Origin of the sequence: Streptomyces flavidovirens DSM 40150, assembly GCF_000429085.1 — a bacterium.
Taxonomy (GTDB): Bacteria; Actinomycetota; Actinomycetes; order Streptomycetales; family Streptomycetaceae; genus Streptomyces; species Streptomyces flavidovirens.
Genome location: NZ_AUBE01000001.1, coordinates 505537 through 522823 on the forward strand (window position 1 = coordinate 505537; position 17287 = coordinate 522823).

A 17287-nucleotide genomic window follows, 5' to 3' on the forward strand; every position below is an offset into this window, starting at 1 on the left:
ATGAGCGTTGTCACCAACACGACCACCATCGGCGCGATCGAAGCGCCGAGCCGACGCAACACCGAGCTGGCGATGCTCGCGTTCGCCGTCATCATCCCGGTCTTCGCGTACGCCAACGTCGGCCTCGCCAAGGACGGCAGCCTGCCCGCCGGCATGCTCGGCTACGGGCTAGGACTCAGCCTGCTCGCGGGCGTCGCGCACCTGATGGTGCGCAAGTTCGCACCGTACGCCGACCCGCTGATGCTGCCCCTGGCCACCCTGCTCAACGGGCTCGGCCTGGTGCTGATCTGGCGGCTCGACCTGGAACCGACCATCACCACGGACGCGCTCGGCGGCGCGATGGCGCCCAAGCAGATGATCTGGTCGGCGCTCGGCGTCGCCCTCTTCCTGGGCGTCCTGCTGTTCCTCAAGGACCACCGCGTACTCCAGCGCTACACGTACATCTCGATGGTCGTGGCCCTGGTGCTGCTGATCCTGCCGATGTTCTTCCCGGCCAAGTTCGGCGCACGGATCTGGATCACCATCCCCGGTGTCGGCTCACTCCAGCCCGCCGAGTTCGCGAAAATCATCATCGCGATCTTCTTCGCCGGCTACCTCATGGTGAAACGCGACGCACTCGCCCTCGCCAGCCGCCGCTTCATGGGCATGTACCTGCCCCGCGGCCGCGACCTCGGACCGATCCTCGCCATCTGGGCCCTCAGCCTGATGATCCTGATCTTCGAGACCGACCTGGGCACCTCGCTGCTCTTCTTCGGCCTCTTCGTGATCATGCTGTACGTCGCCACCGAACGCACCAGCTGGGTCGTCTTCGGCCTCACCCTCAGCGCCGCCGGCGCCGTCGGCGTCGCCTCCTTCGCCAGCCACGTACAGTCCCGCGTCGAGAACTGGCTCAACCCTCTCGCCCTCCAGGACGGCGGCGTCACCGAAACCGCCCAGGCCGTCTACGCCTTCGGCTCCGGCGGCCTCTTCGGCTCCGGACTCGGCCAGGGCTACTCCCGCCTCATCGGCGGCATCGCCCCCAAGAGCGACTACATCCTCGCCACCGTCGGCGAGGAAATGGGCCTCACCGGCCTCATGGCGATCATCCTGCTGTACGGCCTGCTCATCGAGCGCGGCGTACGCACCGCACTCGCGGCCCGCGACCCCTTCGGCAAGCTCCTCGCGATCGGCCTCTCCGGCGCCTTCGCCCTCCAGGTCTTCGTCGTCGCGGGCGGCGTCACCGGCGTCATCCCACTGACCGGCATGACCATGCCGTTCCTCGCACAGGGCGGCTCCTCCGTGATCGCGAACTGGGCACTCATCGCCATCCTGCTGCGCATCAGCGACACCGCGCGCAGGCCCGCGCCCGCCCCCGCACCTACGTCCGACGCCGAGATGACCCAGGTGGTCCGCCCGTGAACAAGCCCCTGCGCCGGGTCGCGATCTTCTGCGGCCTGCTCATCCTCGCCCTGCTCGTACGCGTCAACTGGGTGCAGTACGTCAAGGCCGACGAGCTCGCCAAGGACCCCAACAACCGCCGCGTCCTGATCGACCGCTACGCCCACAAGCGGGGCGACATCATCGTCGACGGCAAGGCGATCACCGGGTCCAAGGAGTCGAGGAGCGGCGACTTCAAGTTCCAGCGGACCTACAAGGACGGTGCGATGTGGGCGCCGGTCACCGGCTTCACCTCGCAGCGGATGGGTTCCAACCAGATCGAGTCCATCGAGGACGACATCCTCACCGGCACCGACGACCGCCTGTTCTTCGACCGCACACTCTCCATGTTCACCGGTGACAAGAAGCAGGGCGGCCACGTCGTCACCACCCTCAACGGCGCCGCCCAGCGCGCCGCCTACAAGGGCCTGGGCAGCCGCAAGGGCGCCGTCGCCGCGATCGACCCGAAGACGGGCGCGATCCTGGCCCTGGCCAGCACCCCCTCGTACGACCCCTCGAAGGTCGCCGGCAACACCGACGAGGACGTGAAGAACTGGCAGAAGTACGAGAAGGACCCGGACAAGCCGACGACGAACCGGGCGCTGCGCGAGACCTACCCGCCCGGCTCCACCTTCAAGGTCGTCACCGCGGCCGCCGCCCTGGAGCACGGCCTGTACGACGACGTGGACGCGAAGACCGAGTCGCCGCTGCCGTGGAGGCTGCCGCTGTCCACCAAGAACCTGGTGAACGACGGCAACCACCCGTGCGAGAACGCAAGCCTGCGCGTCGCCCTGCAGTGGTCCTGCAACACGGTCTTCGGCAAGATCGGCGCCGACCTCGACAACGACAAGATGCTGGAGACGGCGGAGAAGTTCGGCTTCAACGAGCAGCAGTTCGTCCCCGTCCGCTCCAATGCGAGCGTCTTCTCCAAGGACATGGACAAGGCCCAGACCGCCCTGTCCTCCATCGGCCAGTTCAACACCGCCGCCACCCCGCTCCAGATGGCCATGGTGACCGCCGCCATCGCCAACGACGGCCGGCTGATGAAGCCGTACATGATCGACCGGCTCACCGACCCGAACCTGGACGTCCTGGAGAGGACGAGCCCCGAGGAGATGAGCACTCCGCTCTCTCCCGAGAACGCCCAGAAGCTCCAGGAAATGATGGAGACGGTCGTCAACGAGGGCACCGGCACCAAGGCCAAGATCCCCAACGTGACCGTCGGCGGCAAGACCGGCACCGCGCAGCACGGCGTCGACAACAGTGAGAAGCCGTACGCCTGGTTCATCTCGTACGCCAAGACCGAACAGGGCTCCCCGGTCGCGGTCGCCGTCGTCGTCGAGGACGACAACGCGAACCGCGAGGACATCTCCGGCGGCGGTCTCGCCGCCCCCATCGCGAAGGACGTGATGCAGGCGGTCCTCGACAGGGAGAAGTGACGCCGGTCACCTGACAGCCGCGTACGCCCACGTCGCGGTACCGGTCGGGTATCAGCTGACAGTCACGGGCGGACCAGGTTCGGCCCGCCCGGTACCGTATGCGCGGACAGCACACCGCCGGACCACACACAGGTGCGGTCGGGACAGACGGAGAGGGCTGGATTAGCTATGGAAGAGCCGCGTCGCCTCGGCGGCCGGTACGAGCTGGGCTCGGTGCTCGGCCGTGGTGGCATGGCCGAGGTCTACATCGCGCACGACACCCGGCTCGGCCGCACCGTCGCCGTGAAGACGCTGCGGGTGGATCTCGCCCGCGACCCGTCCTTCCAGGCCCGGTTCCGCCGCGAGGCCCAGTCGGCGGCCTCTCTGAACCACCCGGCGATCGTCGCGGTCTACGACACCGGCGAGGACTACGTCGACAACGTCTCCATCCCGTACATCGTGATGGAGTACGTCGACGGCTCCACCCTGCGTGAGCTGCTGCACTCCGGCCGCAAACTGCTGCCCGAGCGCACACTCGAAATGACCGTGGGCATCCTCCAGGCGCTCGAGTACTCACACCGCGCCCAGATCGTCCACCGCGACATCAAACCGGCGAACGTCATGCTGACGCGCACCGGCCAGGTCAAGGTCATGGACTTCGGTATCGCCCGCGCCATGGGCGACTCCGGCATGACGATGACGCAGACCGCCGCGGTCATCGGCACCGCCCAGTACCTCTCCCCGGAGCAGGCGAAGGGCGAGCAGGTGGACGCCCGCTCCGACCTGTACTCGACGGGCTGCCTCCTGTACGAGCTGCTGACCGTACGGCCGCCGTTCATCGGCGACTCCCCCGTCGCGGTCGCCTATCAGCACGTACGGGAAGAACCGCAGCCTCCGTCGAACTTCGACCCCGAGATCACGCCTGAAATGGACGCCATCGTCCTGAAGGCGCTGGTCAAGGACCCCGACTACCGCTACCAGTCCGCCGACGAGATGCGCGCCGACATCGAGGCCTGCCTCGACGGCCAGCCCGTAGCGGCCACAGCCGCCCTCGGCTCGGTCGGTTACGGCGGCTACGGCGGCCACGGAGACGACCAGCCCACCACGGCGCTGCGCTCGGCCGACGGAGGCGGCGCCCCCACGTCGATGCTGCCGCCGGTCAACCCGGACGACGGCGGCTACGGCTACGACGACCGCCCGGACCGCCGCAGGCAGCAGAAGAAGAACAACACCTCGACGATCCTGCTCGTCCTCGCGGGCATCCTCGTCCTCGTCGGCGCGATCCTCATCGGCAAGTCCGTCTTCGGCCCCGACAGCGACAAGGGCAACGTCAAGGTGCCGGTCCTGGTCGGAGAGACCCTCGCCAAGGCGAAGGAACTGGGCACCAACTCCGATCTGACGGTCAAGGTCGGAGAGCGCAAGGAGTGCGAGGAGCAGCCCCAGGGCAAGGTCTGCAGCCAGTCCCCGGACAGCGGCCAGGAGGTCGCGGAAGGCTCGGTCGTCACGGTCGTCGTCTCCACGGGCGCACCGAAGATCGAGGTCCCCGACGTCATGGACCAGTCGAAGGACCGGGCCACCCAGAACCTTGAGTCCAAGGGCTTCCAGGTCGACACCAAGCAGGTCGAGTCCGAGAAGACGCCCGGCACGGTCATCGATCAGGACCCCGAAGGCGGCACGAAGGCGGAGAAGGGCGAGACGGTCACCCTCTCCATCGCCAAGTCCACCAAGGCCGATGTCCCGCCCGTGGTCGGCCAGCCCTTCGACGCGGCCAGCAAGCAGCTCACCGACCTCGGCTTCCAGGTCTCCCGCGTCGAGGAAGAGTCGACCCAGCCCCCGAACACGGTCATCAAGCAGGACCCCGTGGGCAACAGCCAGACCGACAAGGGCGGCACCGTCACCCTGACCGTCGCGAAGGCCCCGGCCCAGCCGGAGCAGGTCGCGGTACCGCCCGTGGCCGGCCAGAAGCTCAAGGACGCCCGCAAGGCGATCGAGGACGCCGGCCTGACCGTCGGCACGATCACCGAGCCGCAGGACGACGAAGCCATCGTCGTCCTCACCCAGCCCGCGGCCGGCCAGCAGGTCCCCAAGGGCACGGCCGTCAACCTGACCACCGCGGGTGATGGCGGTGGTGGTGGTGACGGCGGCAACAACGGCGGCGGCAACAACGGCGGCAACGACGCCGGCGGCCTCTTCGGAGGCGGCTTCGGCCGGGGCGGCGACAGCGACTAGCCCGCCGGCGGCAGCACGCGGAAGGGCCGTGGACTTCGAGAGAAGTCCACGGCCCTTCTTGCTTCCCACTGAGCTCCTTCAAGGAGCTCAGTGGGAGACGTCGAACGACTCGCCGAAACCCGATCGTGTCTTCATATGTACGGACTCGTTGAGCAGATCACCACTGAGTTGCTGCAAGCAACTCGGTCCAGCCAGCGAGCAAAGGGCAAGGAACCGTGTTCAACGAAACCGTTCTACTGGAGTCGAAGTCACTGCGCGAAAGCGTGGCCGCCCGAACCGACGTACTCGACAGGGTCAAGGCCCTGTCGCTACTGCCGGACGGCATGCACGTCACCACCGCAATGGTCGCCACCTACTTCCAGGTCGGCATGGAAGCGATCAAGTCGCTTGTGAAGGACCACAGGGCGGAGTTCGAGTCGAATGGATACCGTGTTTTGGCAGGTACAGAACTGAGGTCCTTCAAGGACCTCAGTGGGAACCCGTCGCACACAGCGACCCTCGCACTGTTCTCCCGGCGCACAGTCCTCAACGTCGCCATGCTCCTCCGGGACAGCGAAGTCGCACGTCAGGTGCGTACGTACCTTCTCGACGCCGAATACATCGCCCGCACTCAACCTGTGGATAACTTTGTCCACACAACCCCTGACCCCCTCGACGACCGCATCGACAGACGCATCACCCACATCCTCGGCAAGGCCGTCGTCCCCATGTTCAACGCCCTCATCGAATCCTCGGGCGAGCAGCGCAAGGAGCTCATCTCCCTCCGCGACGACGTGCAGCGGATCGAGCGGAAGCTCGTCCAGCACGACGTACGGCTGGTACGGCTGGAGCGCGTGCAGGGGCAGCGCGGGCTCGCCGGGGTGATGGCTTCCATCGACGGCATGAACTGGCGGGAGTTCGAGGAACACGTCGCCCAGCTGCTCCGCCGCGACGGCTGCACCGACGTAGAAATCCACGGCGGAAGCGGCGACCGAGGGGCGGACATCACCGGTCGCACGGCCGACGGGCGCCGGTTCGTCGTGCAGTGCAAGCACTGGGCTCCGTACCGCTCCGTGCTGAGTGGAGAGATGCAGAAGTTCGTCGGCTCCAAGACCCTGCACGCGGCGGACGTGGCCGTGTACGCCGCGACCTGCCCGTTCACCTCCGAGTCACTCGCCATCGCCGCACAGGCTGGCATCACCGCCGTACACCGCGGCCTGCTGGAAACCTGGAGCGCGGGGGCAATGCTGGAGGTCCTGCGCTAACAGCAGTCCGCGAAAAAGGGCCCGAAGTCGCAAGTCGAAGTTGCGACTTCGGGCCCAGCTCATGGCGAGAGTGACAGCGTGTCACTCTCGAAAGCGAGACGCCTGACTCTCTTTCTAAGCTGCGAGCTGCAGCTTAGAACCGGTCGGCACGCTAGCTCAGCTCCGCCGGCGGCGTGCGGTGTCTGTCGACCTTTTCCGTGCGTTCCAGCTCGCCCCACACGATGTACCGGTGCTTCGACGTGTAGACCGGCGTGCACGTCGTCAGCGTGATGTAGCGGCCCGGCTTCTTCTTGCCCGATTCCTTCGGGACCGGCTTCAGTACGTCCACGTTGTACTTCGAGGTCTCGGGGAGCTGCGCGTACACCTTGTACACGTACCAGGTGTCCTTCGTCTCGAAGACGATCGCGTCGCCGTCCTTGAGCTTGTCGATGTTGTGGAACTTCGCGCCGTGCCCGTCCCGGTGCGCCGCCAGCGAGAAGTTGCCCTGCTTGTCCTGCGGCAGCGCCGACTTGACCGGGTCTGTGTAGTAACCGGCGACGCCACGATTGAGATCCTTGGCGTCGGTGCCCTTCCTGACCAGGATCTCGCCGTTCTTCATCGCGGGTACGTGCAGGAAACCGATCCCGTTCTTGGTGTCGAGGGCCCCGGGGCCGCCCGCCCACCGGTCGCGCACCTCGTTGCCCTGCTTGTCCGCGTCGCGGTCCGCGAGCACGTTCGTCCACCACAGCGAGTAGACGACGAACAGGCCGAGGATCAGGCCCGCCGTGATCAGCAGCTCCCCGAAAAGGCTCACCGCGCCCGCGACACGCCCGCGCTTCCTGCGCGCCGCGGGTGCCGACGCGGGCACGGGCGTGCCGGTCTGCTCGTCCTGATCGGTCGTCCTGGCTGCCACCGCACCCGTCCCCGTCCTGAGTCTCATACGTCCGGCCGGCCCGCTCTAGCCGACGAGCGCGTCGGGCTGCCCCTTGCTGCGCGGCCGTTCGTCGACCATCTTGCCCCACACGATCATTCGGTACGTACTCGTGAATTCCGGTGTGCACGTCGTCAGCGTGATGTACCTGCCGGGCCTGGTGAAACCGGAACCCGGCGGCACCGGCCCGATCACGCTCACGTTCGAGGGCGAAGTCTGCGGCAAGATGCTCGCCATCTCGTACGTGTAGTACGTGTCCTGCGTCTCGACGACGATCGGATCGCCCGGCTGCAACTGATTGATGTACCGGAACGGCTCGCCGTGCGTGTTGCGGTGCCCCGCGACCGCGAAGTTGCCCTGCTTGTCCGAAGGCATCGCCGTCTTGAGCTTGCCCTCCGCGTAATGGCCCACCATGCCGTTGTCGAGGACTCTCGCCTTGTCTATGCCCTCGGCGATCGGGACGACGACGTCCAGCTTGGGAATGTGCATGATGGCGAAGCCCTGCCCGGGCTCGAACGCGCCGGGCTTGCGGCCGTTCGCCCAGTCCTCCTGGATCTTGTCCGTCTCCTTGCCCGCGAACAGACCGGCACGGACATTCGTCCACCACAGCTGGTACGTGACGAACAGCAGCATCAGCACGCCCAGCGAGATGAACATCTCCCCGAAGAAGCGGCTGGCGACGACCGCCGGGCTGTCCTTCGCGGCGCGGGCGGCGCGCCTGGCCTCAAGGCGGGAGCGCGGCGGCTCGGGGCTCGCCTCAGCCTTCCCCCCGCCCTTCGCCTCGGGGGCCCTGCCGCGGCCCCTCTTCCCCTTGGCCGCCCTGCGACGCTCCGCGCGGCCACCAGTGACCGGTACCGCCCCGGCCTCCGCCATGCGCCGGGTGTCGTCCGTCCGCAGGGCCACGGTCTCGTCGTCGAAGACGGGAGCGGGGGGCGGCGGAGGGGCCGGCGCAGGTGTCGAGGCGGGTGGTGCCGAGGTGGCCGGGGGTACGGGCATCGGCTCGGGGGCCGCTGCGGGCTGCTGGCCGCCGTACCAGCCCTGGGGCCGCCCCTGGGAGCCGTACGACCCCTGAGGCTGCTGGAGGGGCTGCTGAGGCTCTCGTACGGCCTCGTGCGCGGCCTCTTGCGCGGCTTCTTGCGCGGGCCGCGCGGACTCCATGGGCCGCACGGGCTGCCGGTACGGCTCGTACTGCTGCTCGTACCCGGAATTCACCGGCTGCGCGGCGGGCGGCGCCGTCGCCGGCCGGAACCACGGCGAGGTCACTCCGGCGTCGGGCCCCGGACCCGGACCCGGCGCCGCAGCCGGCCGGTCCTGCCCCGGCAGCGGATCGTTCAGCGGATCCGCGAGCTGCTCCACCGCCGCCTCGAACGCGCCAGCCGCCTCGTACGCACCCTGCTCGTACGAGGCTTCCCGGCCGGCGTCGTGCTCGGGGCGGAGCTCCGTCACGCGGCGGCCTTGCCCACCACCGGCGCGAGCCCGGCCGCCCGCTCCACCGCCCCCGGAAAGCCGCACCGCGCCAGCCAGTTGGCCAGCATCAGGTGCCCGTGTTCGGTCAGTACCGACTCGGGGTGGAACTGCACACCCTCGACCGGCAGCTCCCGGTGGCGCAGACCCATGATGATCCCGTCGGCCGTACGCGCGGTGACCTCCAGCTCGGCGGGCAGCGCCTGCGGTTCGGCCGCCAGCGAGTGGTAGCGCGTCGCCGTGAAGGGCGAGGGCAGCCCGGCGAAGACGCCGACGCCCGTGTGCGTCACCGGAGACGTCTTGCCGTGCAGCAGCTCGGGCGCCCGGCCCACCACACCGCCGTACGCCACCGCCATCGACTGCATGCCCAGACAGACGCCGAAGACCGGCACACCCGTCCCGGCGCAGTGCCGCACCATGTCGACGCACACGCCCGCCTGTTCGGGGGCGCCGGGGCCCGGCGACAGCAGCACCCCGTCGAAGCCGTCCTGGGCGTGGCTCAGCTCCACCTCGTCGTTACGCAGCACCTCGCACTCGGCGCCGAGCTGGTAGAGGTACTGGACGAGGTTGAAGACGAAGCTGTCGTAGTTGTCGACCACCAGGATCCGCGCGCTCACTGGCCCGACCCCCCGTCCACCGTCACGTCGTTGAACGGAAGCAGCGGCTCCGCCCACGGGAAGACGTACTGGAACAGTGCGTAGACGACCGCGAGGATCAGTACGAACGCGATCAGCGCCCGTACCCATGCGTTGCCCGGCAGATGCCGCCAGATCCAGCCGTACATGCTGTCCCTTCCGTTCGGTCGAAACCCAGAGTAAAGGGCGACAGCGCGGGCTCGTGGGTCAGCCGCTCAAAGCGCGCGGCTTCCCCTCCTCCACGGGCTGGGTGGCGTCGAGGTGCGCCCACACGACCAACCGGTGACTGCTGCCCCACTCCGGCTCGCACGTGGTCAGCGTCAGATAGCGACCGGGACCGTCGAAACCGGCCTTCCGGGGAACGTCGTCGATCACACCGATGTCGCTCGGAACGGTCCGGTACGGCGTGTTGTCGACGCGGTACGTGAACCAGGTCGCCCCGTCCGTCAGCACCACCGCGTCACCGGGCCGCAGCCCGGGGAAGTCCTTGAAGGGGTCGCCGTACGTACGGCGATGACCGGCGACGGAGAAGTTCCCCGTCTCGCCGAGCCGCGCCGTCCCCTCGTAGTGGCCGAGCCCCTTCTGGAGGGTCCTCGTCCGCGTGCCCTCCAGGACGGGCCAGCCCCAGTCCTTGCCGAAGCGCGGCACGTACATCACGGCGAAGGGCCTGCCCGGCTCGTACGCCTCGGGAGCTGCGGCCTCGGGGGCCGCGGTGGGGGCGGCGGTGGGCAGCGGGCCGCGCGCCCACGTGCCCTGGAGTCTGTGGATCTGCCCGTCGCTCGCGTCGGCGGCCTTGATCCCGGTCCAGAACATCACGTACACGACGAACAGCACGATCAGGGTGCCCACGGTGACGCACAGCTCGCTGAAGGTCCTGACGACTGCTCGCACCGACACCGGCTCCCCCAGGCGTTAGCTCACGGGCTTCGCGTAGTGGAGATCCACTGTGCCCGAGTAGCCGGGCAGAGTCATCGCCTCGTGTTCGTCGACTTTCCAGCCGAGGCCGTACGCCTTGACGTACAGCTGGTAGTTCTGGAGCGCCGTGGAGGCCGTGAGCGCACGCTGGAGCTGATCCCGGTCACCGATCGCCGTGACCTTGTACGGCGGCGAGTAGACGCGGCCCTGGAGGATCAGGGTGTTTCCGACGCAGCGCACCGCGCTGGTGGAGATCAGCCGCTGGTCCATGACCCTGATGCCCTTGGCGCCGCCCTGCCACAGGGCGTTGACGACCGCCTGGAGGTCCTGCTGGTGGATGACCAGGTCGTTCGGCTGGGGCTCGGGGTAGCCGGGGTTGGCCGTGGCGTTCGGCGGGGCGTCGTCGAGGGTGACGGTGAGGCCGGCGCCGGAGAGCTTCTGGGTGCCGGCGGACGCCTCCAGCGCCTTGAGCTTGGCGTCCTCGGCCCGCGTACTGCTGTCGCCGCGCTGAGCGAGGGCGTCGACGTCGTCGCGTACGGCCGCCGTCGTCTCGCCCAGCTCCTTGTTCTTGTGACTGCGCTGGTCGATCAGGTCGGAGAGCTTCAGCAGCGAGGCATCCGTACGGATATTGGTGCCCTTGGCCGTATTGAAGCTGGTGACGAAGATCAGCCCGGCGAGCGCGAAAACCCCGGCCGTCAACAGCCTGACCGGCCGCAGGGCGGGGCGGCGGGCGGGCTCGGTGGGGGAGTCGGCAGAATTGCTCAACGTACCCTTATCTCCTTCGACGCCGCGGAAGCACTACGCTAACGGACGCCCGGGGGAGGCAGTGTTTCCCCGTCGCCCCGCACCGGGCACCAGCCACAGTTCCCTGCGCGGTAACGCAGCGCATCGACAGGAGAGTCCCTCGTGCCGAAGTCACGTATCCGCAAGAAGTCAGACTTCACGCCGCCGCCGGCGGCCTCGAAGCAGGCGACGAGCATCCGGCTGACGAACCGCAGCTGGGTGGCTCCGGTGATGTTGGCGCTCTTCCTCATCGGGCTCGCCTGGATCGTGGTCTTCTACGTGACCGAGGGCGACCTGCCGATCCAGAGCTTCGACAACTGGAACATCGTGGTCGGGTTCGGCTTCATCGCCGCCGGCTTCGGCGTCTCCACGCAGTGGAAGTAGACCGCCCGCGCAAGCTCTGACCAAAGGTTATCCACAGCGTTGTCCACACGGTGGGGAAAGGTCAGACGATCTGTGGATAACTCACAGGGTGTTGACGCCGGTGTGACTGCCGGGGCCATCTGAGTCGTACGGTCTGCCCCTTGTCCCGACTGGAGAAGAGCCAGTTCAGCGACGAGGGGCACACCTGTTCCCACCCGTTCCCCCTGAATGCACAAGGTCCGGCGGCCGCTGTGGACAACTTCACGCACAACCGTCGACGTCGGCGCTCACGTGAGCATGACCGTCCGCGCCACGACCAGGCCGACGGTCGCCAGGAGCACCAGCCCACAGGCGCCGTACTGCACCAGCGCTCGGCGCTCGCGCGGGGCGTGCACCAGGGCGATCGCGACGAGGGTGCCGGCGATCAGGCCGCCGAGGTGCGCCTCCCAGGCGATGCCGGACCAGGTGAATGTGAACAGCAGGTTCAGCGCGAGGAGCACCAGAACCGGCCTCATGTCGTACTTCATGCGGCGCATCAGGACGGCGGTGGCGCCCAGGAGTCCGAAAATCGCACCGGAGGCGCCGAGCGAGGGCTGATTCGGCGCGGCGATGAGATACGTGAGTGCGCTGCCCGCGAGGCCCGACAGCAGGTAGAGCGCCAAGTAGCGGGCACGGCCCAGGGCCGCTTCCAGCGGGCCGCCGAGCCACCACAGGCCCAGCATGTTGAACCCGATGTGCCAGAACTCCTGATGCAGGAACATCGAGGTGACCAGCCGGTACCACTCGCCGTCGGCGACCCCGACGACCTGGAAGGTCGTGCGGCTGACAGCGAGACCGATGAGATCGAGATCGTTGACAAGCGTCTCGCGCGACAGCACAGCGATGAACATCGCCACATTGATCGCCAGCAGGATCTTGGTGATCAGCCGTGGATCGGCGGTGACCGTACCTCCCGCGATCGTGCGCGGGCGGCTCGCGGCCGGGGCGTGGCCCGTGCCCGTGCCTTCGCGTACACAGTCCGGGCACTGGAAGCCGACCGACGCGCTGATCATGCACTCCGGGCAGACGGGGCGTTCGCAGCGCGTGCAGCGGATGCCCGTCTCGCGGCCCGGATGCCGGTAGCAGTGGTCCATCGGTCCGTCCCCAGGTCCTAGGTGTGCCTCTTGGCGGTACGGCTCACCGCAACGCCCCGCCTATCCAGTACGGACGGGCGGGGCGGTTTGGTTCCCGCAGCGGCGGGCCTCGCGGGTCCGAGCGGTCTCAGCGCTCTCAGCGGTCTCCGCTGTTCTCGACGAGCACCGATTCGATGACGACGTCGGTGAGCGGACGGGCGGTGCGCGGGTTGGTCTTCGTGGTCACGATGGCGTCCACCGTCTTCTGGCTGGCGGCGTCCATGACCTCGCCGAAGATCGTGTGCTTGCCCGTCAGCCACATCGTCGGCGAAACAGTGATGAAGAACTGCGAGCCGTTCGTGCCCGGTCCGGCGTTCGCCATCGCCAGCAGGTAAGGCCTGTCGAAGGCGAGGTCGGGGTGGAACTCGTCCTTGAACTCGTAGCCGGGGCCGCCTGTGCCGTTGCCCAGCGGGTCCCCGCCCTGGATCATGAAGTCGCGGATCACGCGGTGGAAGACAGTGCCGTCGTACAGCCGGTCCGTGGTCTTCTGCCCCGTTTCGGGGTTCGTCCACTCCCGCTCACCCTGTGCGAGCTCCACGAAATTCTTGACCGTCTTCGGCGCGTGATTCGGCAGAAGCCGGATCCGGATGTCGCCCCGGCTGGTCTTCAGGGTGGCGTAAAGCTGCTCGGCCACGTTGTGCCTTCCATAAGTCTTTGCTGATGTCTCCCGATCCTCGCACGGAGGGTTTACGACGAATAGCCGCCGAACCGGCACACGGGGCGGCGAACCGTGGCATTGTCGTTCGCGTCCGCCCCGCACCACCTTGCCCTGAGAGCCCGGAGATTGCCCCGAGTCGCCGCCCATGACCCGGATGCCCGCCCACACGTGCCGTGATGGCCTCCGGCGGGCATGATTTTGGAATCGGTGGATAGGCGATATACCGAACCGCCACCAAGGAGGAGGATCCAGTGACCCGCATCGACAGCGTGCGCGCCGCATCCGAATCGGCGAAGGAGAGCGTGCTGCACGCCGCGGAAGTGGTGGCGCCCTACGCCGGTACGGCCAAGGAACACGCCACGCAATATGCGCACGAAGCCCGCGTACGGCTGGCGCCGAAGGTGTCCAAGGCCGCTCGTCAGGCCCGTGTCCAGTACGGAGTGCATGTCGCGCCGCGCATGGAGCAGGCCCGCACTCACGTGCCACCGAAGGTGGACGTGGCCGCGCACCGGGCCGCCGTGCGTACCCGGCACGCGGCCCGGCAGGCCGCCGAGTACACCGTTCCGCGCGTCGAGCACGCGATGGCGGCCGCGCAGCCCGTACGTGAGCAGGCCGCCGCGCGCAGTGCGGCCGCCGTGGCCGCCCTGCGCGGGCAGATCACGGCGAAGGACATCCGCAAGCTCGTCAAGAAGCACGAGCGGCGGGCCAGGGCCGGCCGGCTGGTCAAGGGCTTCGCGGTCGTCGGTGTCCTGGCGGGTGGCGCCTTCGCGGCCTGGAAGTGGTGGGACAAGCAGGCCAACCCGGACTGGCTGGTCGAGCCCCCCGCCGCGACCGAGGTCTCCGACCGGTCGCCGCTGACCTCGGTCGACGGCAGCGGTCAGGTGCTGGACCCGGAGGTCCAGGCCAAGCAGGCCGAGGCCGAAGCGCAGGCGGCTGAGCGCGACAAGAAGAACAACTGACATCACGTGCGGACGGGTGCCGGGAGACCTTCGGGTCCCCGGCACCCGTCTTTTGTCTTCCCGTGCGCTGTCTTCCGTGCGCTGTCTTCCCGTGTTCTCTTTCGTAGGGGCCGGGCGCGACGAAAGTGTGCGGCGACCGCCTCGGCCCGCTGCTTAGAGTGCGACCGTGGACGTGTCATCGAAGTTCAGGGCCGCACGGTTGTGGCTGGCGGGCCCCGAGGCCTGGTCCGGGCGCCGTATCGCGGGCGAGATCGTCCTCGCCGTGGTCCTGGCGCTGCTGGCGGCCGGGACCCAGGAGCTGATCGGCAGCACGGGACTTGTGCAGTTCGCCGCGGCCCTCGCCGTCGCCGTGCTGTCGCTGCTGCGCCGCAGGCTGCCCGCCAGTGTGCTGGTGATCTCGGGCGGAGCGGCCGGGGTGCTGGCCGGATTCGGACCGCTGCTGATGGTGTCGGGGTGGTCGGCGGGGCGCCGGATCCCGGGCGCCGGGCGGGCGCTGGCGGCCTTCACCGCGTCGTACGTCCTGACTATCGCCATCGGGGTCAGCTCGCAGTGGCCACGGTTCTCCCCGCTGTCGCTGATCCTGTTCAGCACCCTGTACTTCCTCGCGACGACGGTCGTCCCCGGTCTCGCCAGCCGCTACTGGACCCAGCGCCGCACGCTGCTGCACGCCCTCCAGGAGCACAACGCCCAACTGCTGCGCGAGCGCGCCATGGTGGCCGGACAGGCGCGGCTGCGTGAGCGGCAGCGGATCGCCCAGGACATGCACGACAGCCTGGGCCACCAGCTTGCGCTGATCTCCGTGCACACCGGCGCCCTGGAGGTCGACCCCGCTCTGACGGGCCGCCAGCGGGAGGGCGTCGGCGTACTGCGCAACGCTTCGGTGGCCGCCATGCATGAGCTGCGCGAGGTGGTCGGCATCCTGCGCGACGGAGTGGAGCGGGACGACGCGGCCACCGCTCAGGGCCCGCCGCCCGTCGATGACCCGCACCCGGCGGCGCGCGGCGCGGCGGGCATCGAGGGCCTGGTGGCGGCGGCGCGGGCGGCCGGGAACAGTGTCGAGCTGCGGTGTACGGGCGTGCGGCGCCCGCTGGCCGCTGCCGCCGATCATGCGGCGTACAGGATCGTGCAGGAGGCGCTGACCAACGCGTACAAGCACGCGCCGGGTGCCGCGATCACCGTCGAGCTGCGGTACGAACCGGACTCGCTGGTCGTCGAGATCGCGAACGGCCCCGCCCCGGCGGACCCCGGTGACGTCGTCAGCGGCGGGCAGGGCCTGACGGGGCTGCGCGAGCGGGCCCGGCTCGTCGGCGGCATGGTCCACGCGGGGCGCACCGACGGCGGGGGGTTCCGGGTCGCCGGAGTCCTGCCGTACGGCGCCGAGGGTCTGCCGCCGGCCACGGTCGCGGCGTCCTTCGCCGCGCCTTTGGTCGATGCGCGGGACGACTTTCGGCAGCAGTCACCGTCGGTCCCCGTCAGCGACGGTGGTCCTGTAATGGACTGGACCGTTGTACAGAGGGAGCTGACGATGAGCGGCAGGCGCGGGAGCAGGGCAGGCGGGGTGGCACTGGGCTGCGGGATCGCGGTGGCGGCCATGGTGCTGCTGGCGGTCGCGGGAGGATTCGGCCTGTTCTTCCTCGCGGGATCGGCGGAGCGGGGCATGATCGAACCGAGTGAGTTCGAAGCGGTGAAGGTCGGCACGTCGGAGACGGAGGTCCGCGACGGCCTGCCGGACGGGGACTCCTTCATGACGTCGGGCCTTGAGGACAGCGGGCCCGCGAAGCCCGAGGGGTCCGACTGCCTGGTTCTCGCGTCCTCGGAGGCCGCCGACAGCGTGTCGGCGGAGCCGGTGTTCCGCTTCTGCTTCAGGGACGGCAAGCTGATCGAGAAGAAGTCGTACGACGTCGCGCAGTAGATGAGCGGCAGCTGTGGGGGTAAGCGTGACGGTTGCGCACATCAGGGTGGTGATCGCGGACGACGAGCCCCTCATCCGGGCGGGGATCCGGATGATCCTCACCTCGGACCGGGCCATCGAGGTCGTGGCGGAGGCGCACAACGGCCGTGAGGCGGTCGAGCTGGCGCGCGTCCACGCGCCGGACGTCGTGCTGCTCGACCTTCAGATGCCGGTGATGGACGGGCTCACCGCGCTCGCCGAGCTGGGCAGGGCGGTCCCCGCGGCGCGCGTGATCGTACTGACGACGTTCGGCGAGCGGGAGAACGTCCTGCGGGCCCTGGAGAGCGGCGGCGCGGGTTTCCTGCTGAAGGACTCGGCGCCGGCGGAGCTGATCCGCGCGGTACGGGCGGCCGCGGCCGGGGACGCCTATCTGTCGCCGGGGGCGACCCGGCACGTCGTGGAGCAGCTCGCCTCCGGGCGGGCGCCGGGCCGCGCCGAGGAGGCGCGGCGGCTGGTCACGGCACTGAGCGGCCGGGAGCGCGACGTCCTGGCGCTGCTCGGCGAGGGCCTGTCCAACGCGGACGCGGGCAAGCGGCTGCACATGAGCGAGGCCACGGTGAAGACGTACGTCAGCCGCATCCTGGCGAAACTGGGCTGCGAGAACCGCGTACAAGCGGCGCTGCTCGCGCGGGACGCCGCGCTGTGAACCCCACGGAACAAAAAATCCACTGATGGGCCCACGCCGACATTCAATTGCGATCGCAATTTCGAAGGCGAGCCGCACCCCGGAATCATGGGCTTCAGCCCTCTGCGTCTGGCGAACAGGCAAAGAGACAGCGTGTCCGCGCAAGGGGTTGCGCCCCGCGTCTGACCTCACGGGACACGGGGGAGGCGGCACGGGTGGCCGGCCAATTGCGAGTGAAACCGTCGGAGCTGCATGCGGCCGCGAGCGCGCAGCATGCCGTCGCCGAGGGCATGAAAGGCTCGATCGACAAGTCGGTCGCAGATGCTAAGGCGGCTGCAGAGTCCCCGAAGGGATAGGCCGTCGGAGCGGAACTCCAGGAGATCGAGGCCAGTTGGAAGCTCGCGCTCAACGGGCTGTACCACCGCTTGGACACGGGCTCGTTCAATCTGCACGACACAGCCAAAACCCACGACTGGAACGAGCAGATGGTGGCGGCGGATTTCGAAGCCTTCGACGGGACAGGCGGTGGCGTGATCGCTTCGGCA

Annotated in this window: 16 protein-coding genes; 8 read left to right on the forward strand and 8 right to left on the reverse strand. The window is 68.7% G+C overall.

The window, feature by feature from the left end; genetic code table 11:
• From G412_RS0102380 to G412_RS40410, 4 genes are all read left to right on the forward strand, one after another.
• Positions 1 to 1398 carry an FtsW/RodA/SpoVE family cell cycle protein gene (locus tag G412_RS0102380; RefSeq protein ID WP_028810662.1) on the forward strand — a complete coding sequence of 466 codons (1398 nt, stop codon included), beginning with the start codon at positions 1 to 3 and terminating at the stop codon, positions 1396 to 1398.
• Positions 1395 to 2855 (forward strand): peptidoglycan D,D-transpeptidase FtsI family protein, encoded by a 1461-nt coding sequence (locus G412_RS0102385; protein ID WP_028810663.1) that lies wholly within the window; start codon positions 1395 to 1397, stop codon positions 2853 to 2855. The genes G412_RS0102380 and G412_RS0102385 overlap by 4 nt, the downstream gene beginning before the upstream one ends.
• A 168-nt stretch (positions 2856 to 3023) precedes the next feature.
• Positions 3024 to 5063 carry a Stk1 family PASTA domain-containing Ser/Thr kinase gene (pknB, locus tag G412_RS0102390; protein WP_028810664.1) on the forward strand — a complete coding sequence of 680 codons (2040 nt, stop codon included), beginning with the start codon at positions 3024 to 3026 and terminating at the stop codon, positions 5061 to 5063.
• A gap of 215 nt (positions 5064 to 5278) precedes the next feature.
• Positions 5279 to 6307, forward strand: coding sequence for a restriction endonuclease (locus tag G412_RS40410; protein ID WP_028810665.1), 1029 nt, complete (start codon positions 5279 to 5281; stop codon positions 6305 to 6307).
• A 151-nt stretch (positions 6308 to 6458) separates the two neighbouring features.
• Here the strand turns inward: G412_RS40410 and G412_RS0102400 are convergent, their stop codons facing one another.
• From G412_RS0102400 to G412_RS0102425, 6 genes are read right to left on the reverse strand one after another with little or no spacing between them, the layout of a single operon-like run.
• Complete coding sequence (locus G412_RS0102400; RefSeq protein ID WP_028810666.1) at positions 6459 to 7199, reverse strand: class E sortase; 741 nt, start codon at positions 7197 to 7199, stop codon at positions 6459 to 6461.
• 45 nt (positions 7200 to 7244) lie between these two features.
• Positions 7245 to 8663 carry a class E sortase gene (locus G412_RS0102405; RefSeq protein ID WP_028810667.1) on the reverse strand — a complete coding sequence of 473 codons (1419 nt, stop codon included), beginning with the start codon at positions 8661 to 8663 and terminating at the stop codon, positions 7245 to 7247.
• Positions 8660 to 9298, reverse strand: coding sequence for an aminodeoxychorismate/anthranilate synthase component II (locus G412_RS0102410; RefSeq protein ID WP_028810668.1), 639 nt, complete (start codon positions 9296 to 9298; stop codon positions 8660 to 8662). The genes G412_RS0102405 and G412_RS0102410 overlap by 4 nt, the downstream gene beginning before the upstream one ends.
• On the reverse strand, positions 9295 to 9465 hold the full coding sequence (locus G412_RS40045; RefSeq protein ID WP_028810669.1) for a hypothetical protein: 171 nt from the start codon (positions 9463 to 9465) through the stop codon (positions 9295 to 9297). Before G412_RS40045 ends, G412_RS0102410 begins: the two co-directional genes overlap by 4 nt.
• A gap of 58 nt (positions 9466 to 9523) precedes the next feature.
• Complete coding sequence (locus tag G412_RS0102420) at positions 9524 to 10213, reverse strand: class E sortase (RefSeq protein ID WP_028810670.1); 690 nt, start codon at positions 10211 to 10213, stop codon at positions 9524 to 9526.
• Positions 10214 to 10228: 15 nt separating this feature from the next.
• Positions 10229 to 10996 carry a DUF881 domain-containing protein gene (locus G412_RS0102425; RefSeq protein WP_028810671.1) on the reverse strand — a complete coding sequence of 256 codons (768 nt, stop codon included), beginning with the start codon at positions 10994 to 10996 and terminating at the stop codon, positions 10229 to 10231.
• 141 nt (positions 10997 to 11137) lie between these two features.
• On the opposite strand from G412_RS0102425, the gene crgA reads away from it, so the two are divergent.
• A complete protein-coding gene (gene crgA, locus G412_RS0102430) occupies positions 11138 to 11398 on the forward strand; it encodes a cell division protein CrgA (RefSeq protein WP_028810672.1) in 261 nt (86 codons plus the stop codon).
• Positions 11399 to 11664: 266 nt separating this feature from the next.
• On the opposite strand, the gene G412_RS0102435 is transcribed toward crgA, so the two are convergent.
• Both G412_RS0102435 and G412_RS0102440 read right to left on the reverse strand, forming a co-directional pair.
• A complete protein-coding gene (locus tag G412_RS0102435) occupies positions 11665 to 12510 on the reverse strand; it encodes a rhomboid family intramembrane serine protease (RefSeq protein WP_028810673.1) in 846 nt (281 codons plus the stop codon).
• Between the two features lie 136 nt (positions 12511 to 12646).
• Entirely contained in the window at positions 12647 to 13183 is a 537-nt protein-coding gene (locus G412_RS0102440) for a peptidylprolyl isomerase (RefSeq protein WP_028810674.1), read from the reverse strand.
• Positions 13184 to 13458: 275 nt separating this feature from the next.
• Between G412_RS0102440 and G412_RS0102445 the strand changes: the two genes are divergently transcribed.
• The 3 genes from G412_RS0102445 (at position 13459) to G412_RS0102455 (ending at position 16763) form a co-directional block, all read left to right on the forward strand.
• The gene (locus tag G412_RS0102445; RefSeq protein ID WP_028810675.1) at positions 13459 to 14166 is read left to right on the forward strand and encodes a DUF5324 family protein; all 708 of its coding nucleotides are present in this window, start codon (positions 13459 to 13461) and stop codon (positions 14164 to 14166) included.
• Between the two features lie 166 nt (positions 14167 to 14332).
• Entirely contained in the window at positions 14333 to 16078 is a 1746-nt protein-coding gene (locus G412_RS0102450; protein ID WP_028810676.1) for a sensor histidine kinase, read from the forward strand.
• Between the two features lie 25 nt (positions 16079 to 16103).
• Positions 16104 to 16763 carry a response regulator transcription factor gene (locus G412_RS0102455; protein ID WP_028810677.1) on the forward strand — a complete coding sequence of 220 codons (660 nt, stop codon included), beginning with the start codon at positions 16104 to 16106 and terminating at the stop codon, positions 16761 to 16763.
• Positions 16764 to 17287 lie beyond the last annotated feature (524 nt).

Coding starts and splice junctions, on each gene's coding strand:
- G412_RS0102380 (WP_028810662.1), top strand. CDS start 1: ATGAGCGTTGTCACCAACACGACCACCATCGGCGCGATCGAAGCGCCG.
- pknB (WP_028810664.1), top strand. CDS start 3,024: ATGGAAGAGCCGCGTCGCCTCGGCGGCCGGTACGAGCTGGGCTCGGTG.
- G412_RS40045 (WP_028810669.1), bottom strand. CDS start 9,465: ATGTACGGCTGGATCTGGCGGCATCTGCCGGGCAACGCATGGGTACGG.
- G412_RS0102435 (WP_028810673.1), bottom strand. CDS start 12,510: ATGGACCACTGCTACCGGCATCCGGGCCGCGAGACGGGCATCCGCTGC.